The organism is Bradyrhizobium sp. SBR1B, from assembly GCF_014198205.1.
Classification (GTDB): Bacteria; Pseudomonadota; Alphaproteobacteria; order Rhizobiales; family Xanthobacteraceae; genus Bradyrhizobium.
Window position 1 is genome coordinate 121189 of the sequence record NZ_JACIHC010000003.1, and the last position, 15285, is coordinate 136473.

Genomic DNA, 15285 nt, shown 5'->3' on the forward strand with positions numbered 1-15285 from the left:
TTACCTCACCAGCAGCGCGGCCGCGCGCGACAACGGCACTGGCGCCTCATCCAGCAGCAGGTCGATGGCCTCGTCCTCCCAGCGCTGGCTCTCCAAGTTCAACGTGTTCGGCTCTTGCACCCGGTGCTCCAGCACGAAGCGCGCGAGCAGCAGGCGGCGGGCGTCGCCGCCGGATAGACCCAGGCGCAATCCCTCCTGAATGAACAGCGCGGCGGTGACAGCGTGATAGAGCTTGCCCGCCGCGGCCCGGCAGAAGCGCTCATTCTCCTTGCGGGACGCGACCTCTTCCGCAAAGCGCAGCGCACCATTGACCGCGCCATCGAGCCGCGTGCGAAACTGTCCGGGAATGCCCTGTGTATCCGCGAGCCGGGTGAGGAGATCGTCGCGCAGGGCGGCGTGCGCGCCGATCTTTCCAACGGCGCGCTGCACGGCATCGAGCGCGTTGATGTTGCTGGTGCCCTCCCAGATCAGGCCGAGATGGGCATCGCGCATCAGCCGTGCGTTCGGCCAGTCCTCGACATAGCCGTTGCCGCCGCGCGCCTCCATCGCACCGGTCGCCACCGTGACGTTGTCGCGGCAGACCCGGTATTTGACGATCGGCGTCAGCAGCCGCAGCACCTTCTCCGGTGCGGTTGCCGAATAGAGCAGCGCGGACAGCGCCTGCTCGGTCGGCACCATCAGTTTGACGAGCTGCCGGCGCATCAGGGGATGATCGACCACTGCGCGGCCGAAGGCATTGCGGTGACGGGAGGCCTGCAGCGCTTCGTTGAGGCAGCGGCGCATCATGCCGGCGGCGCGCGCCAGATGCGAGACACGGCTGGAATTCACCATCACCAGCATAAGCTTCAAGCCCTGATCGAGCTCACCGAGCTGATAGGCGACGGCTCCATCGAACACGATTTCGCCGCTGGCCAGGGTGCGGCTGCCGAGCTTGTCCTTGAGCCTCACGATGCGATAGGCGTTGCGGCTGCCGTCCGGCAGCGTCTTCGGCATCAGGAACAGGCCAAGGCCGCGCCCGCCGCCGACTGCGCCCTCCGGCCGTGCCAGCAACACGGCAAGCTCCGCATCGGCGTTGGAGCAGAACCATTTTTCACCATAGAGCCTCCAATGCGCGCCATCGCGCACGGCGGTCAGTTCGGCCGCACCGACATCGGAGCCGCCCGCCTTCTCGGTCATGAACTGCGCGCATTTGAACAGCGTGGCCGGATCCTGGCTCCACATGCGTTGCAGATAGCGCTTATGAAGCTCGTCGCTGCCGAAACGTCGCACCAGCTCGGACGAGCTGTCGGTCAGATTCACCGGGCACAGCAGGCCGAACTCGGCTTGCGAAAACAGGTAGTGAAACACGTATTTTGCGATCGGCGGCATCACCGAGGGCCAGCCCAGCACGCCACCTCGATTGCACATCGCGTGCATACCGAATTGTCCGAATGCGATCCGCTCCATCTCCCGGTAAGCCGGGTGGTATTCGACCCACTCCTCATCGCGGCCATAGCCATCGCGCGGATGCAGCACCGGCTGATGGCGCTCGGCCTGATCGGACAGATCGTAGAGCTTACTTCCGGCAAGCGCGCCAAGCTCGGCGAGATGCGGCCCGAGATGCGCCAGCAGCGGCGCTTCCATGTACAGGGGAAGCAGATCCCGAATGCTCCGGTCGATCGCAAAGTAGTTCAGCCCACGGCAGGTGGGCGCTAACGCGATCGAGCGTCGGGACGACGCTTCGCGACGGGCCAAACCGGCATGAACGGTCATGAGCTTCCTCTCCGGACGGACGTATCTTGGGCGGGGCGGACCCCGGGCCAGTGTTCGGGTATGACTTGACAGCGCTCCACGCAAACGACTTCTTGGGCGGGCGCCTTGAGCGAAACTCAAGGCCCGGTCATCCCGCGGGGCGCACCATCATGGCTTCACGACGACTTCCTCCACTCCATGCCGTGCGGGCATTCGAAGCGGCCGCACGACACCTGTCGATCACGCGAGCCGCCGACGAGTTGAACGTGACGGTCGGCGCAGTCAGCAGGCACGTCCGCGCACTCGAGGTGCGCATGGGCACCGCGCTGTTCCTGCGGGGGTCGCGCGGCCTCGTCCTGACCTCGGCCGGCAAGGCGTTCGCCGATTCCACCCGCGAGGCCCTCGATCGCATTGCGGATGCCGCTGAAGGCCTGCACCTGCGGCAGTTCAGACGGCTATCCGTCGGCGTCTACGGATTCTTCCTGTCGCGTTTTCTCCTGCCGATATGGCCGGGGCTCAAGGCGGCACATCCCGAGTTGGAGATCGATCTGCACACCAGCGCCAACCCGGTTGATCTTCTTGCCAGCCGCTACGATGCCGTCATTGCCGTCTCGGACGGAGAGCCGAGAGCCGGCCTCGTCACCCGGCCTCTGCTGCCGATCGCCACCGTGCCGGTCTGCTCGCCAGCTCTGCTGAAGGATGGCGCGCTGGATTTCGCGTCCGTTCCGCTGCTGCACAACAGGCCGCGGCCCGACGACTGGCGCCGCTGGCTGGACCACGCGCAGCTCACCAAGGTGCCGATCCGCGGCGGAAGCAGCTTTGAAAATCTGGGGCTCGCGATCGAGGCCGCTGCGGCCGGGCTCGGCGCCGCCATCGCCATCGAGAGCCTGCTCGCTCCGGACCTTGCGCAACTCAATCTCGTCAGAGCGCATCCCGTGGTCCGGCCGACGCGGCGCCACTTCGTGCTCGAATATGAGCAACGCATGGCGGACGATCCGGCGGTCGCGGCCTTTGCCACGTGGCTCTGCAACGCCTGCAAGCAACAGGGCGCCAACAAGGCGGCGGCCAGGACATCCTCGCGAAAGCGTGCAAACGATTGAGTTGAGTTTCACTCAAGGGACACCGCGAAAACCTCGTTTGCCAGCCTGAACCGGCTCTGACACAGACCCTCCCACAGCAATGATGGGGGAACGCCGGATGAGGCTGTATTCGGGATGCTCGTCGCGCGCGCTTGCTCCGATTGCCCGGGGCGCAAGGGACAGCGGCCGACCTTCACGCAGATCGGCGTTTATGAGCCGGTGCGTCACTATCTACAGGCCGTGGAGGCGACCGGTCGGACGACGCAAATCAAGTCGTCGCAAAATGCGCGCAACCCGGATCGAGAGCGCCTTCACGCATGGCGCCACGATCCGCGAGGACGGCCGCGTCGTCTGCGACATGTACCTCGCCGGAGGCAAGGCCCCCAAGGACTCCAAGGGAGAGTGGGATCTCTACAAGATCCTCCGCACGATTCCGGCCCAGGACGTGACCATTCCGCTGGCCGAGAGCACTTGCCCGCTCGTGAAGCGCTAATCCGATATCCGACTTCAACATCCGAGGACAGCATGACGACACCCGAGAACGAGTGGCAGTACCCCTATGGCACCAAGCAGCGCTATCACCTGCAGCATGTGCATTTGTTCGCATCCAACGTCGATGCGACAATCGCCTTCTACAAGAAGTGGTTCGATGCCGAGGTGAAGTGGGATGGCGACGTTGCCGGTGCCCGCAACGTCTTCATCAAGGTCGGCATCGGCGCCCTGCATCTCTATGACCAGTTGCCACGCGGCGAGGGCAAGAATGCCGTCCATCATCTCGGCATGCAGGTCGTCGGCATCGACGAGCTTTACGAACGCATGACCGCTGCGGGCCTGCATATTCCCAATCCCATCCGCCGCCTGGGCGGAGGCGGCGGCTATTTCATGCTCGGCGCACCCGACGGGGTCGTCATCGAGATCTTCGAGCCGGGCAAGCTCCGCGAGACCGTGGTGCGTGACTACTATGGCTTCGGGGGATGAGGCCCCTGGACACCGCTCCTCCGCTCGATACCGTCGCCGACCATGCTGCGGAAACTCCAGCCACTGCCCTGACATTTCGTGGACGTGACGGCTGACGGTCTTTTCGCCCACACCCGGCAGGTCGGCGACAACTTCAATTCCGTGCTCGCGCAGATGAGCAGCCGGCCCGGATCGGCGCGCACGCAGAAGCACGCATGCCTTCCCACGAGGTCCTGCTAAATCACAAGGCAAATTCCCGAAAACAGCAGCAAGCCAAGGATGATACGTTTGAAGGCTGCTTCGTTGATTCGACCGAACAAGACGATACCTGCAGCCGTTCCCGCAGCTAAGGCGGGCAGAGAAATGCCAAAGTCGATCAAGACTTTGAACGAGAGGCTGTGGTGCGAAAGCATGAGAGCGAGGGCAAAAAGTTGCATGACCCCGATGTAGGGTTGAACCAGGCCGCGCTGCTGCGTTTTCGGAAGACCATGAATATCGCACCAGATCGCAGGAAGTGCGCCAGGCATCGCTGTCAACCCGCCGACCAGGCCGCCGCCAAACCCCACCAGAGCGTTCCTGCTCTGGCTCTCCATCTGACGCAAGTAGGCAGCCGTCGGCCGCATCAGGGCGTATGCCGCGTAAAGCGACACGAGCGCTCCAAATCCCAATCTGAAAATACCTGTATCCACGTTCTGCAGGAGATAGATCGCAATTGGAACGCCTAATAGTCCACCAGCGATGAAAACCAGGCTGGTTCTCCATTGCATGCTCTTGCGGAGCGCATACAGATTGGCGGCTTGCACGGTGATGCTGCAGGCCATCATCAACGGCACAGCTTCGATAGGCGGAAACACGTGTAGCAGGATGGCGCCAGCGACCGCCGAGAACGCAAACCCGGAAAGGCCAGACACGAACGCGCCTGCAAACACCGCCCCGCTTAGCACAAGATAAACCGCTATGTCGGACATGACACCGCTTCCTGAAGATGCTGGTCGTCGTGGATGGCGGGACAGCGTCGGGTCGTTCGAGCTCACTCAAACGACAAACAACCAATCCATCTAGTCGCCTTGGATCGCTGCCGTTGCCGGCTCGATCGGTCGAATACTCGGCGCCTGATGCAGCGTGCGTTCTCCGACGACGTGCAAAATGCCGAAGCCAACCAGGACAGCCATTGTCCACGCCTTGAGAGGTGGCGCTGCTCGCCGGGCGCGGGGGTTATCGGCAACTCCCCTGTCCAGATTACGCATTGTGCGCGTCCGAAAATTCAACGAAGCACAGTCCTTCGCAAGCAAATGCCGGTACTCTCCGATTACGCGTTTCGCTCCAAGGCGCCGCGATACGTGAAGGGAGACGAGAATATCTTTGAGGACGCTTCGCACCTTGCTGTCGAAAATAGATATTGAGGGAGCTAAATCGCGCGATTGATGACACATCGTCTGCTTCTCATATTCGAGCGTCATGCTTTAAACTCGAAATTGATTATCGCTGCTGGGCGAAATAGCACCGTACCCAGCGACGGCGGCAATGACATCCACATGGATATCACTGAGGCAATCCGCGAGCGATACGGCAGATGTCGTATTTCGTACCCGGCTGGAAGGGAAAGCCGAAAGACCTTTGTCGCCACAGGTAGTGGCGCGGTGGGCGTCCGCGCGGAGATACAACCTCAACCGTGGCCGGTTGATCGCCAATTTTGGTAGCAAGCTACGCGTGCTTTTAGCAGCCGCTCTTGATTGATTGCTTGCGATCTACGTAGGCGGCAACAATCGCTTCATTCAATTGCTCGCCGGCGATCGGCTTGTGGAGAATACGATGACCGCTGGCGCTGGCTTCCTTGATGCGCGCCGGCGAGGTATCGCCGGTCACGATGATGGCAGGCAGGGAGCGGCCGATATAGTCGCAAAGAGCCTCGATTGCGTCCTGGCCAGTAGCACCACCTCCGAGGCGGTAGTCGGTGACGATCAGATCGACCGGCGCATCGCCGGTCGCCATTGCCTCCGCATGAATCTGTTGCACCTCGGCTGCAGACCGGCCGGCATAGACCCGATGGCCCTGCAGCGTGAGCAGCCGCACCATGACATCGAGAACATCCCCCTCGTCTTCCACGACCATGATGCTGATGGTGATATCTGCAGGTGGCGCGCTGTGATCGGGCAAGGGAGGCGCCACTGCACTGGCTTGCGGAACCGTAACGGAAAACATCGAACCGCGATCGACGACGGAAACCAGCTTCAGCGGATGTTGCAGCAGTGCGGCGGTGCGGCGAACGATGGCGAGGCCAAGGCCAAGGCCTTGGGTGCGATCCCTCGCCGGGTTCTGCAACTGCACGAATTCCTCGAAGATCATCGCTTGCTGATCTGCGGGAATGCCGGGGCCGGTATCCCATATCTGGATTTCCACCGAGGCACCGCGCCTGCGGCAACCGAGCAGAACGCCACCGGACCTCGTGTATCGAAAGGCGTTCGACAGCAGATTGCCCAGGACCCGTTTCAGCATCATGGGATCGCTGTCCACCTGGAGACGGCTTTCAACGACACGCCAATCCAGGCCGCGATCCTTCGCTTCGGGAGCGAATTCATTGCTGAGCTGGTTGAAAAGCTGGGACAGATTCACCGTCTCCCTCGCAACAGTGACGACGCCGGCATCAAGCCGGGAGATGTCGAGCAGTCCGTTCAGAAGGGCGCTGAGATTTCCGACGATGGATTTTGCCTTGCCTGCCAGATCGCGTGCATCGCCGGGCTGGACAACGCCGCGGTGGCCCAGCGCCGCCAGCGTGGCAATCAGAAGACTCAAGGCATGGATCGGCTGGCGCAGGTCATGACTGGCGGCCGCGAGGAAACGCGTTTTCGCGCGGTCCGCGGCTTGTGCGCGGTCGCGTTCTTCCTGGAGGTGGCTAACGAGCTCGACATTTTCCAAACGCAACCTGATGCTCTCATGCAGCATGCGGTACGTCGTACGGCAGTAATAGAGATTGATGGTCAAAAGCCCGGCGAGCAGGGCGAGATACGCACCGGAGATATCGCCTCCATTGGTGATCGAGCGTACCGTGAATGGCAGCATCGTTGCGACGATCGAGCCGACCAAAGCAGGCGGAAAGGCCGAGAGCGACGGAACCGTGCCGCAGATCAGACCGGTCAAGACAACAGCAGTGAATGAAAAAAGAATGGGCTCCTCGGGACGGAAGCCAACCCAACCGAGCATTCCCCACAGCAGGCCCGACACGCAGGAAAACGCAGCCGCAAGCCAAGCCCATCGCAACACTGAGGTCGGCTCTCTAACCCGCTTGAAGAACCGGCGCGCCGCCAGGACGCGTATGGCGGTGAGCAGATACACCGCGCCGAGCCATCCGATCAACCAGCTTGCCGGTACAGCGCTCCTCAGCACGGACGCTGCCGCTAGGGAGATGAGGACGTTGGAAGCCACCACTCCATAGGAATTGCGATACAGGAGTTCAACGAGCGCCTCGCGTATCTTGTCCTCTTGCATCGAGACCTCTCCGCGCGCCGGCCGGTGCGGCGGCTTCGTTTGCGAGTTGCCGTTGCGCTAACCCGCTGGAAGGCCGAGACGAACCGCGTAGGCGGTCAACTCAGCGCCATTGTGCAGGTCAAGCTTCCGCATGAGATTTTCGCGATGTTTCCGGGCGGTGAGCGGGCTGATGCCGAGACGGCTGGCGATATCGCGGTTGGTGGCGCCGTGAGGGATCATCGCCAGGATTTGCCGCTCACGCCTTGTCAGCGCAACCGGAGATACGATCGCGGCGATCGGCTCCGGGATTTCGTTCGGGCCGTCATGGTGGTCCACTGCAAAGCGAACCTCCTCCGCAACATAGAGGTTGCCTTTTCTGATGGCATCGATCGCAGCAACGAGTTCGGACGGATCGCCGCTCTTGGTCAAATAGCCGCTCGCGCCCGCGGAAAAAGCTGCTCGAACGGAACGCGGCTCGACATTGGCGGTGAGGACAAGAACCCGCAGCCCCGGCCAAACGGTTCTCAGGTGAGCTATGAATTGAAAGCCGCTCACACCCGGCATGCCGAGATCAAGGATGAGAAGATCGGCGGAGTTTTCGTTCAGAAGCCGATGAACAGCCTCTGCGTCCGCCGCCTCTCCGCTGACAATAAGATCGTCCACGGTCGACAGGAGCTGCTTCAGACCTTCCCGCATGATCGCGTGATCGTCAGCAATGATCGTCCGCACCGGTCCGCACCTGTGTTGCCTGTCAGCAACGGTATTAGGGTATCAATCAACTTCAATCAAGGATTGGCAATCCACCAATCCACTTGCCGGACGTGGTCACCTAGGCAATTTTCGGTGGCCCTGCCCCATAGCCGTGTCGCGCCGCTGGCGGCAAGTGGACGTTGATCCTGTGCGATTCTCCGTCGGATTTGAATCTCTTCTGGCGGCCGACGCCCGCATTCCGGCTTTTCAAGAGAGCGGGCATTCTACTACTTATGGTTGTGCTTACTATGCGAGGGTGGTTGCCGAGTTCTGCGTGGTCGGAGCATCCGCGCGGGTGAACCCTGGCATCGAGTTGGCACCCTATCTCTTGAAGCTACCGCTTCGAGCGGCTCCGCGGCTTAGAGCCTTTTCCGTTTCGATTGATCGAATCCTCGGGTACCCTATTCTAGCCGCGTCGGCGGAACTGCTGAAGTTGATAGATGGCTGCATGGAGAGCGGAGATGGGCCGGCTCGATAAGCAGATGGATCCCTTCCATCCTGCCGCCCATCTGACGACGGCGGATCGCGTTCCCGAGAATCCAGAGCTTGAGCAAGTCGACACGACGTCGTTCGTCGATCCGGCCCGCGAGGAAGCCACCTCGTCGCCTGCGCATTTTGGGTCGGGCCAGGCGGCGACCGGCGTAACGGGCTCTACCAATTGGATCGACCGAGGACGCCGCATCTGGCGGCGCCATCTCCAGCGCGATCAACTCCCCCGGACGACCGGAGGGTCGATGGGAAACTTCGAGCGTTGGCTGATCGCACTGCTGAGTGTCGGCTTCATCGTGAGCTGCGTTTGCGCGATCATCGTCTTCATGCAGGTCAACGCGCGCAAATTGGAGATCGCAACACTGCAACGTGACATCATCGCGCTCAAGCTACGCGTAGCCAGGCTCGATCAGATCGCAAGCACCAATGAGATACGTGAAAAGGCAAGCAGCGGAACACCCAAGCCGCCGTCGGAGACCCAACCTGACCAGGCTCCGCTCATCCTGTCACGTGAAGAGATTCAGCTTATCCGAGACTATATCAAGCCTGCACCAGTTGCTGGCCCCGCGACTGAGACGATAAAGGTCGGCGAACCCGTCGTGGGAGAAACCGTTCCCTTTCCCTCTCCGATCACGGAGAAGGTGCGGAAACTGCTCGGCGCGCGATTTACCGTTCGCAATGGCGTTGTTGTCATCATCCGGAGCGGCAGCCGTCACGCTGATGCTGTGATTGGGCCAAACTGACGAGAACTGGCCGCGATCGCAGCAGCCGATCGACCACTTAAGGCTGGTTGTTTGGTGGTCTTTCAATGAACCGCCGGCTGCCATTGAGGAGCTCGAGGTTATTGGCGATGACCGGATTACCTGGATCGAGCGAATAGGCCTTCTCGAACTTCCGTCGCGCCGCACTCAGATTGCCGCGCAGCATGTACGAGTACCCCTGGTCATTCAGGATCTGAACGGTTTCGCCTCCCAGCCGGATCGCTTGGGCATAGGCCTGATCGGCCAGGTCGAAACGACGCAGCTTGTCGTAGCTCGCTGCGAGACCAATCCAGGCCGTGACGTCCTTGGGTGATTTCTCGACGGCGTCCTTGAAATAGCGCTGTGAGAGCCCGTAACTACCGCGATTGTAATGCTCCAGGCCCAGCCGCACAGGCTCGTCCGACGGGTAGTACTTGACGTCCGTCGGCTCCTGCACCGGGTCCCCACCCGGTGGCTCGACGGGAGCCACGATGGCAGCCTCTCTCGTGGTATAGTCACATGCCGCAAGGCCTGGCGCCAGCCAGCAACAGGTCAGCAGTAGAATGGCACGTCGCATAATTTTGTCCCCCGCCCGGCCCAGCGGACGCACTGCACCGCACTCAACTGTCCCGTCGCTCAACTCATTTACCAGAAGCCGCTACCTGCCCGCTGCCCCGCCGACTGGCACCGATACTCCCGCCGATGCTCCAGCACCCAATCCAGTTACGTTGACATTCTGCGTGACCGGAGGCCGTTGGCCCATGAGTTTCGTCGGATCGCCCATGTCGGGAAGCTGATCCACCGGCTGTTGCTGGTTGCCGTAACGCGTCACGGCCGAGCCCACACGTCGAGCGTCGTATGCGATCCGGCGATCACCGACATATCGCGGCCATGGATGAATTGTATGGGTCACGGCGTTGACCTGCTTGGCATCGCCGGCGGTCATCGTGATGCTGTCGGAACGCTGAAAGTAGCGGTCTACCTCGTCATGACCGGCGACGCCGTAACATCCCCCGAGGAGGAAGGGCGCAAACAGAGCCAGATACCTGATCGTCATCTCGCGCGTCCTCTAGTTTAGAGTTTTGACGACCGTCTGATCGGCACTCGCGGCCGGGACGACGACGGGGGTCCTGACTTCAGGCGCGATGATGTGGCCATACGGCCCCTTCACCTCGCCTCCCGAATTGACGTAGTCATTGTACCGCTTGCGGACTTCCATCTGACCATTGAGGAAGAAATCGACGTCGTTGGCCGGCAGGCGGGAGTCGAGTGGCGACGCCAGTTGCTGACCGGGTGCCGCCGGCGCGACCAGGCGCGGCGTCACGATGATCACCAGATCGGTTTCTTCCTGCTGATACGATTTGCTGCTGAACAGGCTTCCAATCACCGGCACCGAGCCGATCCAAGGCAACTGCGAGACGTCCTGGCGATTGCGGGTCTGCAACAGGCCGGCGATGGCAAAGCTCTGGCCATCGCGCAACTCAACCGTGGTTCGCGCGTCGCGGCGGGTCAGCGCAGGAACGGTCGTCCCCTGGATCGTCACAGCGTTGGCGAAATCAAGTTCGCTGACCGACGGCTCGACGCGAAGATTGATCACACCGCGCGAGAGCACAGTGGGGACGAAGGCGAGCTCAACACCGAACTTCTTGTAGTCAATTGTGATGGTGGGAAAGCCGTTCTGCGTCTGGGTCGGTATCGGCACTGGAAACTCGCCGCCGGCGAGAAAGCGGGCGGCATCGCCGGACAGCGTGGTCAGATTTGGCTCCGCCAGCCGGCGTGCCAATCCTTTGGTTTCCAGCGCCGAGATCAACAGGTCCACCGAGCCCCCGCTGCTGGTCCTGATAATGCTGGTCAACAAGCTTCCGAACGGCGCCGGCGCAATGCCTCCCGCAGTACCGGCGAGCGTCCCGAGTGTTCCGAGTATCGGAAGGCTGCCAGCAGGATTGGCGCCAACAGGAGTGCTGCTGGCGCTAAGGTTACTGGTGCCGCCGGTGGTGGGTACCCTAGTGAGACTATTGACGCCACCGATGGGTGCCCGCCCGACGGCCGTGGTTGAACCAAGACCGGTATTGCCGACGTTGGTACCATTGGCATTCGCCGCGTACAGATTGACGCCCAGGTTGCGTCCAGCCTCCCGGCTCACCTCTAGAAAGCGCACCTCGAGCATCACCTGTTGCGGCGCCGCGACGCTCATCGCGTTAACGACGACGCCCCCTTTCGCGACCGTGCTTGTGGCGATCGCCATGGCCCGCTCGGCCGTAACTGCGTCGGCGGCGACCCCGCTGAGCACCACCTGGCCCTCGGAAGCCGACACGCGGATACCCTGCCCGCCGGTGCTGGTCCGGATGTTCTGCTGTAGATTGCCGGTATCGATCACGACCTCGACGTCGAGGATCCCGATCTGCTTCATCGAGCTGTCGAACAGGATGACATTGGTGGTGCCGGTCTGCTTGCCCTGCACGTAGATGAGATGATCGCTCAGCGACTTCACGTCGACGATGTCAGACGAACCCGCCACGATCGTCGCAAAGGCCGTGTCGACCTTGAAGGTACGTGACTTGTTGACGACGAGCTTGACCCGCTGGACGTCATTCATCTCGCTGACGATGACGCCACCGGAGGAGCCCCGCCGGTCTGCAGCCGCCGCGCGGTCGGCGAACCCAGAGGAGGCGAGTGCCGCGCCCAGACCCATCACGCCGAAGGCGAGAAGCCTCCCGGCCCAGTTACCCGATACGCGATCGCCACTCATCCCCAGTCCCCCCACTGCGATCCACGGAGATCCCCGCAAATCTACGTGCCCGACGTCCTCAACATTTCCCCTCTGCGCACCACGTCGCAGAGCTTACAATCTGTCCCACTACAATTCGTTACTTCGTGTTTCCAAGATCATCCTCCCTCATGCAGGCAGCTTGCAAGACGAGATACTTACCGCACCGCCGCAAGCAGAAAGAAAACCCTTCGATGTTGCCAGCGCGCATCATTCTCACTGGTTGTGGGGAACTATCCCGCAGCACAACCGCTCTTGGCGCGCGCTCTCGTCGTGGCTTTGCGATCGAAGGACAGTCGGTGGCAGCTTGGCGATTCGCCTGGCCGAGTAATTCCGCCCCCGCGCGTTTGGTCCGCACGCCGCGTCCACGAAAAGCTGTCGAGCGAAACATGTCAGTCGTACTGCCATATTTGTGCTAGAAGGGAATTTGGTTGGAGGCGCTCGGCGCATTGAGCGCTGCGCCCCATATGGGCATCAGCATCGTGAAGTTTGCCTGGGAAGCTGTAACGCTCAAGCTGTTGCTGTTGGCCCCCACGGTCAGCGTTGGCGTCAGACCACCGAAAAACAGGAAGGGGGCCGCGTTCTGCTTGGCAGCGGTGGACAGGGGATCCCCGGTGCAGCCGGCCGGCGACTGCGGCGGGCTTTGAAGCAACGCAGGCGTATAGCAGCTGATCATGACCGCACGGGCGCCAGCACTCGCGAGCGTCCGCAAGGATTGCATCGTGATGGCATAGCGCCCAAGATCGAAGATGGCGAACATCAATGTGAAAAGCGCCACGGACACCATGATAAATTCAAACGGCGCCATACCGCGATTGTCGAGCTTTCTCATCATTGCACCAAAGCGACAACCTGGGTGTATACGATGGTGGCCGGCGCACAGCCTTCCGTGCTGAGGTAGCCGCCACCGCTCATGTCGAGCGTTTTGGCGATCACTTGCGAACAGGTCGTGTTCGTACTGGCAGTCGTACCGGCCCAGCTAACGTCGACGTTGGGGAAGTAGATAGCCCCGCCCAGGCTCACCAGACCGCCACCGTTTATGGTGACCTTGTTGCTGGTCTTGCTCGGAGCCTGATCATCAATCAGGACGCCATTTAGATCAGAGGAGAACGTGTTAGTGGCAGGTGCGGAGAGATCAACCGTACCGCCGTTGATGGTAAGCTGCGAGTCTCCGAGCAAGACGAGGGTTACGCCCGCGCCTTTCAGTTGTCCGCCGGTGACCTTTATGTTTGCCTTGTAGAAGACATATGTTCCCGGGTCCAAAACGTACTTGTCGCCGTTCTGCACCGTGAAACTGCCGTAAGCTCCAGTCCCCGCGCTATTCGGCGCGCAATGCTTCCAGCCATCCGCCTGAAGGGTGCATGGCATATTTGTATTGCCCGTTCTGCTGTTGAACGATGCGGTGTCCAGTTTGCTGAGCGGATTGTTAGCGTACGTCATGAAATAGTTGTACGGTACGCCAACATTGCTGCAGCTGCTTGAGGGGGTGCAGCCATTTACACCATAAACTGCCCATCCCGAGCCGGTGAACGTTGGAGTGCTGGCAAGTTGAACACTGGTATCCGACATCAGAGCGCAGCCAGTTCCGTTGTTGCTGAGGTTACCAGCAAGCTTGAGTGCGCCTGAGTCAGGTCCAAGCGCCAGGACGCAGGCCTTGGTCGGCTGCTGAACCACTGCAATGGCTTGGGCGGGGATGTCGACGGTGGTCAAACCCAGCACTGCCGCCAAGTACGCCGGTTGTTGCTGGCTGACTCTAGCGCGAACGGCGTTGCCGGTGCCTGCAGGTGGCGTTGTGAACGTGGTCCCATTGTAATCGCCGATATCGATCTGCACGGCCCGCGAGATTCTGGTCGGTAGGCTTGTCGGACAAGTTCTGCCCGGATAGCCGGTAGCGTCGTTGGGACTTGAGTTGCAAAACCCATTCTGTGCCGCGAATTCCTTGCCGCGATAATCCACTGAGTACGTGTCGCAGGCCGCACCCACCATGATACATGAAAGCCGCAATGCGCCCGAATAGGCGGCCGAGTCGGCGGCGTTCTGCGCATGCTGACGGGTGACGTACCACGATCCGGCCTCAGCCCCGAGTGCGACTACTCCGATGAGCGGCACGAGAGCGATGACCGTTGCGAATGCGACGGAGCCTCGTTGGGAACGGAGCAGACTACGCATGGAAGCACCTACTGGAAGCGTTCTGAGTAAGGCAGCGTGTAGGTACACGTGGTGGGACACAGCACCCCTCTCCACACAATTGGAGCCAAAGTGATGGTTGTCGAAAATGTAATGTACTTGGGAGAAGCCAGATTGCCTGGCGAACAGGTGGCTCCTGCGTCTCCGCACAAAACCTGAAGGTTGCTGATCGCATGACCAGCGACTGTCGTCTGTAGCCCTGTCTTCCAGCTCACCGTGCCGTCAGGGGCGAGCGGATTAGCGTACTGCACATACTGCCCGAAGGAGCGCAATGCGCTCCATGCGGAGATAAACTGGAAGCCCGCAGCAGCCAGGTCGGCGAGCGGCATGAGCAGGAACGCCACCAAAACCGGGTAGACGATCAATGTCTCAAATGCGACGGCGCCGCGCTGATCCACGACGAACGACCTCTTGTGGCTCATGAGTTGACCTCGACCGATACTCACCTTCCGGTCGTCGACCGGAACAGAACTCACCAAACGTAAGGGATCACTCTCCAGCGCGATGCTTCGTAACCAGAATATTCCGGGCAGTTGCGACGTAGCAGGTCCTCTTCGTAATAAATCCGGCAAACCTGAACGCCGATATGCAAGACGAGCAGGACCGCTGTCAGCGGCGTCGGGCTTCTCAGCACCACACCCAACACGGCGATTTCTTCCGCAAGGTAGAGCGGGTGCTTGATCCATCGATACGGACCCGTTTGCACCACGTTGCGCGCCTGTGGCACCAGACTGAACGACCTGCCAAGATGTCGGATGGTGACCAACATCATGATCATGCCGATCAACACGCACACGGTGGACGCCAGGTTTGGCAACGCCTTGTCGGTTTCGCCGAAGAAGGCGATCGTCCAGGGCATATAGGTGCCGACGAACGCCGCTATCCTTGGGAGACGGCCGTTCGCTTGCGCCTTCGCCGGCGGCCGCGTGATGACCAAAAGCGCCAGGAGCACGTAAAAGACAGCGAGGCAAACACTCGACAGGAGCGACGGCCAAGGATCATGAGCCGATGATCCGATCTTGATCGCCACGCCAAGCGCCAGCAACATGAACCACATGCCGCCGAACAGCTGCATTGTCCGGTCGTAAGAGGACGTTTTCGGAAGGGCGATCGTGCTCAT

General features: G+C 61.1%; 16 protein-coding genes. 4 read left to right on the forward strand and 12 right to left on the reverse strand.

Annotated elements, in window-relative coordinates:
• Positions 1-1752, reverse strand: coding sequence for an acyl-CoA dehydrogenase family protein (locus GGD61_RS08870; RefSeq protein ID WP_210311011.1), 1752 nt, complete (start codon positions 1750-1752; stop codon positions 1-3).
• A gap of 149 nt (positions 1753-1901) precedes the next feature.
• On the opposite strand from GGD61_RS08870, the gene GGD61_RS08875 reads away from it, so the two are divergent.
• The 3 genes from GGD61_RS08875 to GGD61_RS08885 all read left to right on the forward strand — a co-directional run bounded on the left by GGD61_RS08875 (position 1902) and on the right by GGD61_RS08885 (position 3788).
• Positions 1902-2831 carry a LysR substrate-binding domain-containing protein gene (locus GGD61_RS08875; protein ID WP_092253214.1) on the forward strand — a complete coding sequence of 310 codons (930 nt, stop codon included), beginning with the start codon at positions 1902-1904 and terminating at the stop codon, positions 2829-2831.
• A gap of 262 nt (positions 2832-3093) precedes the next feature.
• Complete coding sequence (locus GGD61_RS08880) at positions 3094-3303, forward strand: hypothetical protein (protein WP_092253216.1); 210 nt, start codon at positions 3094-3096, stop codon at positions 3301-3303.
• A gap of 32 nt (positions 3304-3335) precedes the next feature.
• A complete protein-coding gene (locus GGD61_RS08885; protein ID WP_183230541.1) occupies positions 3336-3788 on the forward strand; it encodes a VOC family protein in 453 nt (150 codons plus the stop codon).
• 215 nt (positions 3789-4003) lie between these two features.
• On the opposite strand, the gene GGD61_RS08890 is transcribed toward GGD61_RS08885, so the two are convergent.
• From GGD61_RS08890 to GGD61_RS41420, 4 genes are all read right to left on the reverse strand, one after another.
• Positions 4004-4735, reverse strand: coding sequence for a sulfite exporter TauE/SafE family protein (locus GGD61_RS08890; protein WP_092253221.1), 732 nt, complete (start codon positions 4733-4735; stop codon positions 4004-4006).
• Positions 4736-4825: 90 nt separating this feature from the next.
• A complete protein-coding gene (locus GGD61_RS08895) occupies positions 4826-5227 on the reverse strand; it encodes a hypothetical protein (RefSeq protein ID WP_092253223.1) in 402 nt (133 codons plus the stop codon).
• A 256-nt stretch (positions 5228-5483) separates the two neighbouring features.
• Positions 5484-7253 carry an ATP-binding protein gene (locus GGD61_RS08900; protein WP_177236950.1) on the reverse strand — a complete coding sequence of 590 codons (1770 nt, stop codon included), beginning with the start codon at positions 7251-7253 and terminating at the stop codon, positions 5484-5486.
• 57 nt (positions 7254-7310) lie between these two features.
• Entirely contained in the window at positions 7311-7961 is a 651-nt protein-coding gene (locus GGD61_RS41420) for a response regulator transcription factor (protein ID WP_092253227.1), read from the reverse strand.
• A 482-nt stretch (positions 7962-8443) separates the two neighbouring features.
• On the opposite strand from GGD61_RS41420, the gene GGD61_RS08910 reads away from it, so the two are divergent.
• Positions 8444-9214, forward strand: coding sequence for a hypothetical protein (locus tag GGD61_RS08910; RefSeq protein WP_177236951.1), 771 nt, complete (start codon positions 8444-8446; stop codon positions 9212-9214).
• Between the two features lie 37 nt (positions 9215-9251).
• Here GGD61_RS08910 and GGD61_RS08915 read toward each other — a convergent pair whose 3' ends face one another.
• The 7 genes from GGD61_RS08915 to GGD61_RS08945 all read right to left on the reverse strand — a co-directional run bounded on the left by GGD61_RS08915 (position 9252) and on the right by GGD61_RS08945 (position 15285).
• Complete coding sequence (locus GGD61_RS08915; protein WP_246919628.1) at positions 9252-9701, reverse strand: tetratricopeptide repeat protein; 450 nt, start codon at positions 9699-9701, stop codon at positions 9252-9254.
• A 168-nt stretch (positions 9702-9869) separates the two neighbouring features.
• Positions 9870-10268, reverse strand: coding sequence for a hypothetical protein (locus GGD61_RS08920; protein WP_092253229.1), 399 nt, complete (start codon positions 10266-10268; stop codon positions 9870-9872).
• A gap of 12 nt (positions 10269-10280) precedes the next feature.
• The gene (locus tag GGD61_RS08925; protein ID WP_183230542.1) at positions 10281-11960 is read right to left on the reverse strand and encodes a type II and III secretion system protein family protein; all 1680 of its coding nucleotides are present in this window, start codon (positions 11958-11960) and stop codon (positions 10281-10283) included.
• 433 nt (positions 11961-12393) lie between these two features.
• A complete protein-coding gene (locus GGD61_RS08930; RefSeq protein ID WP_018318128.1) occupies positions 12394-12813 on the reverse strand; it encodes a TadE family protein in 420 nt (139 codons plus the stop codon).
• Complete coding sequence (locus GGD61_RS08935; protein ID WP_092253233.1) at positions 12810-14147, reverse strand: pilus assembly protein TadG-related protein; 1338 nt, start codon at positions 14145-14147, stop codon at positions 12810-12812. The genes GGD61_RS08930 and GGD61_RS08935 overlap by 4 nt, the downstream gene beginning before the upstream one ends.
• A gap of 8 nt (positions 14148-14155) precedes the next feature.
• Positions 14156-14587, reverse strand: coding sequence for a hypothetical protein (locus GGD61_RS08940; protein WP_049814884.1), 432 nt, complete (start codon positions 14585-14587; stop codon positions 14156-14158).
• 50 nt (positions 14588-14637) lie between these two features.
• Positions 14638-15285 (reverse strand): isoprenylcysteine carboxylmethyltransferase family protein, encoded by a 648-nt coding sequence (locus tag GGD61_RS08945; RefSeq protein ID WP_018318131.1) that lies wholly within the window; start codon positions 15283-15285, stop codon positions 14638-14640.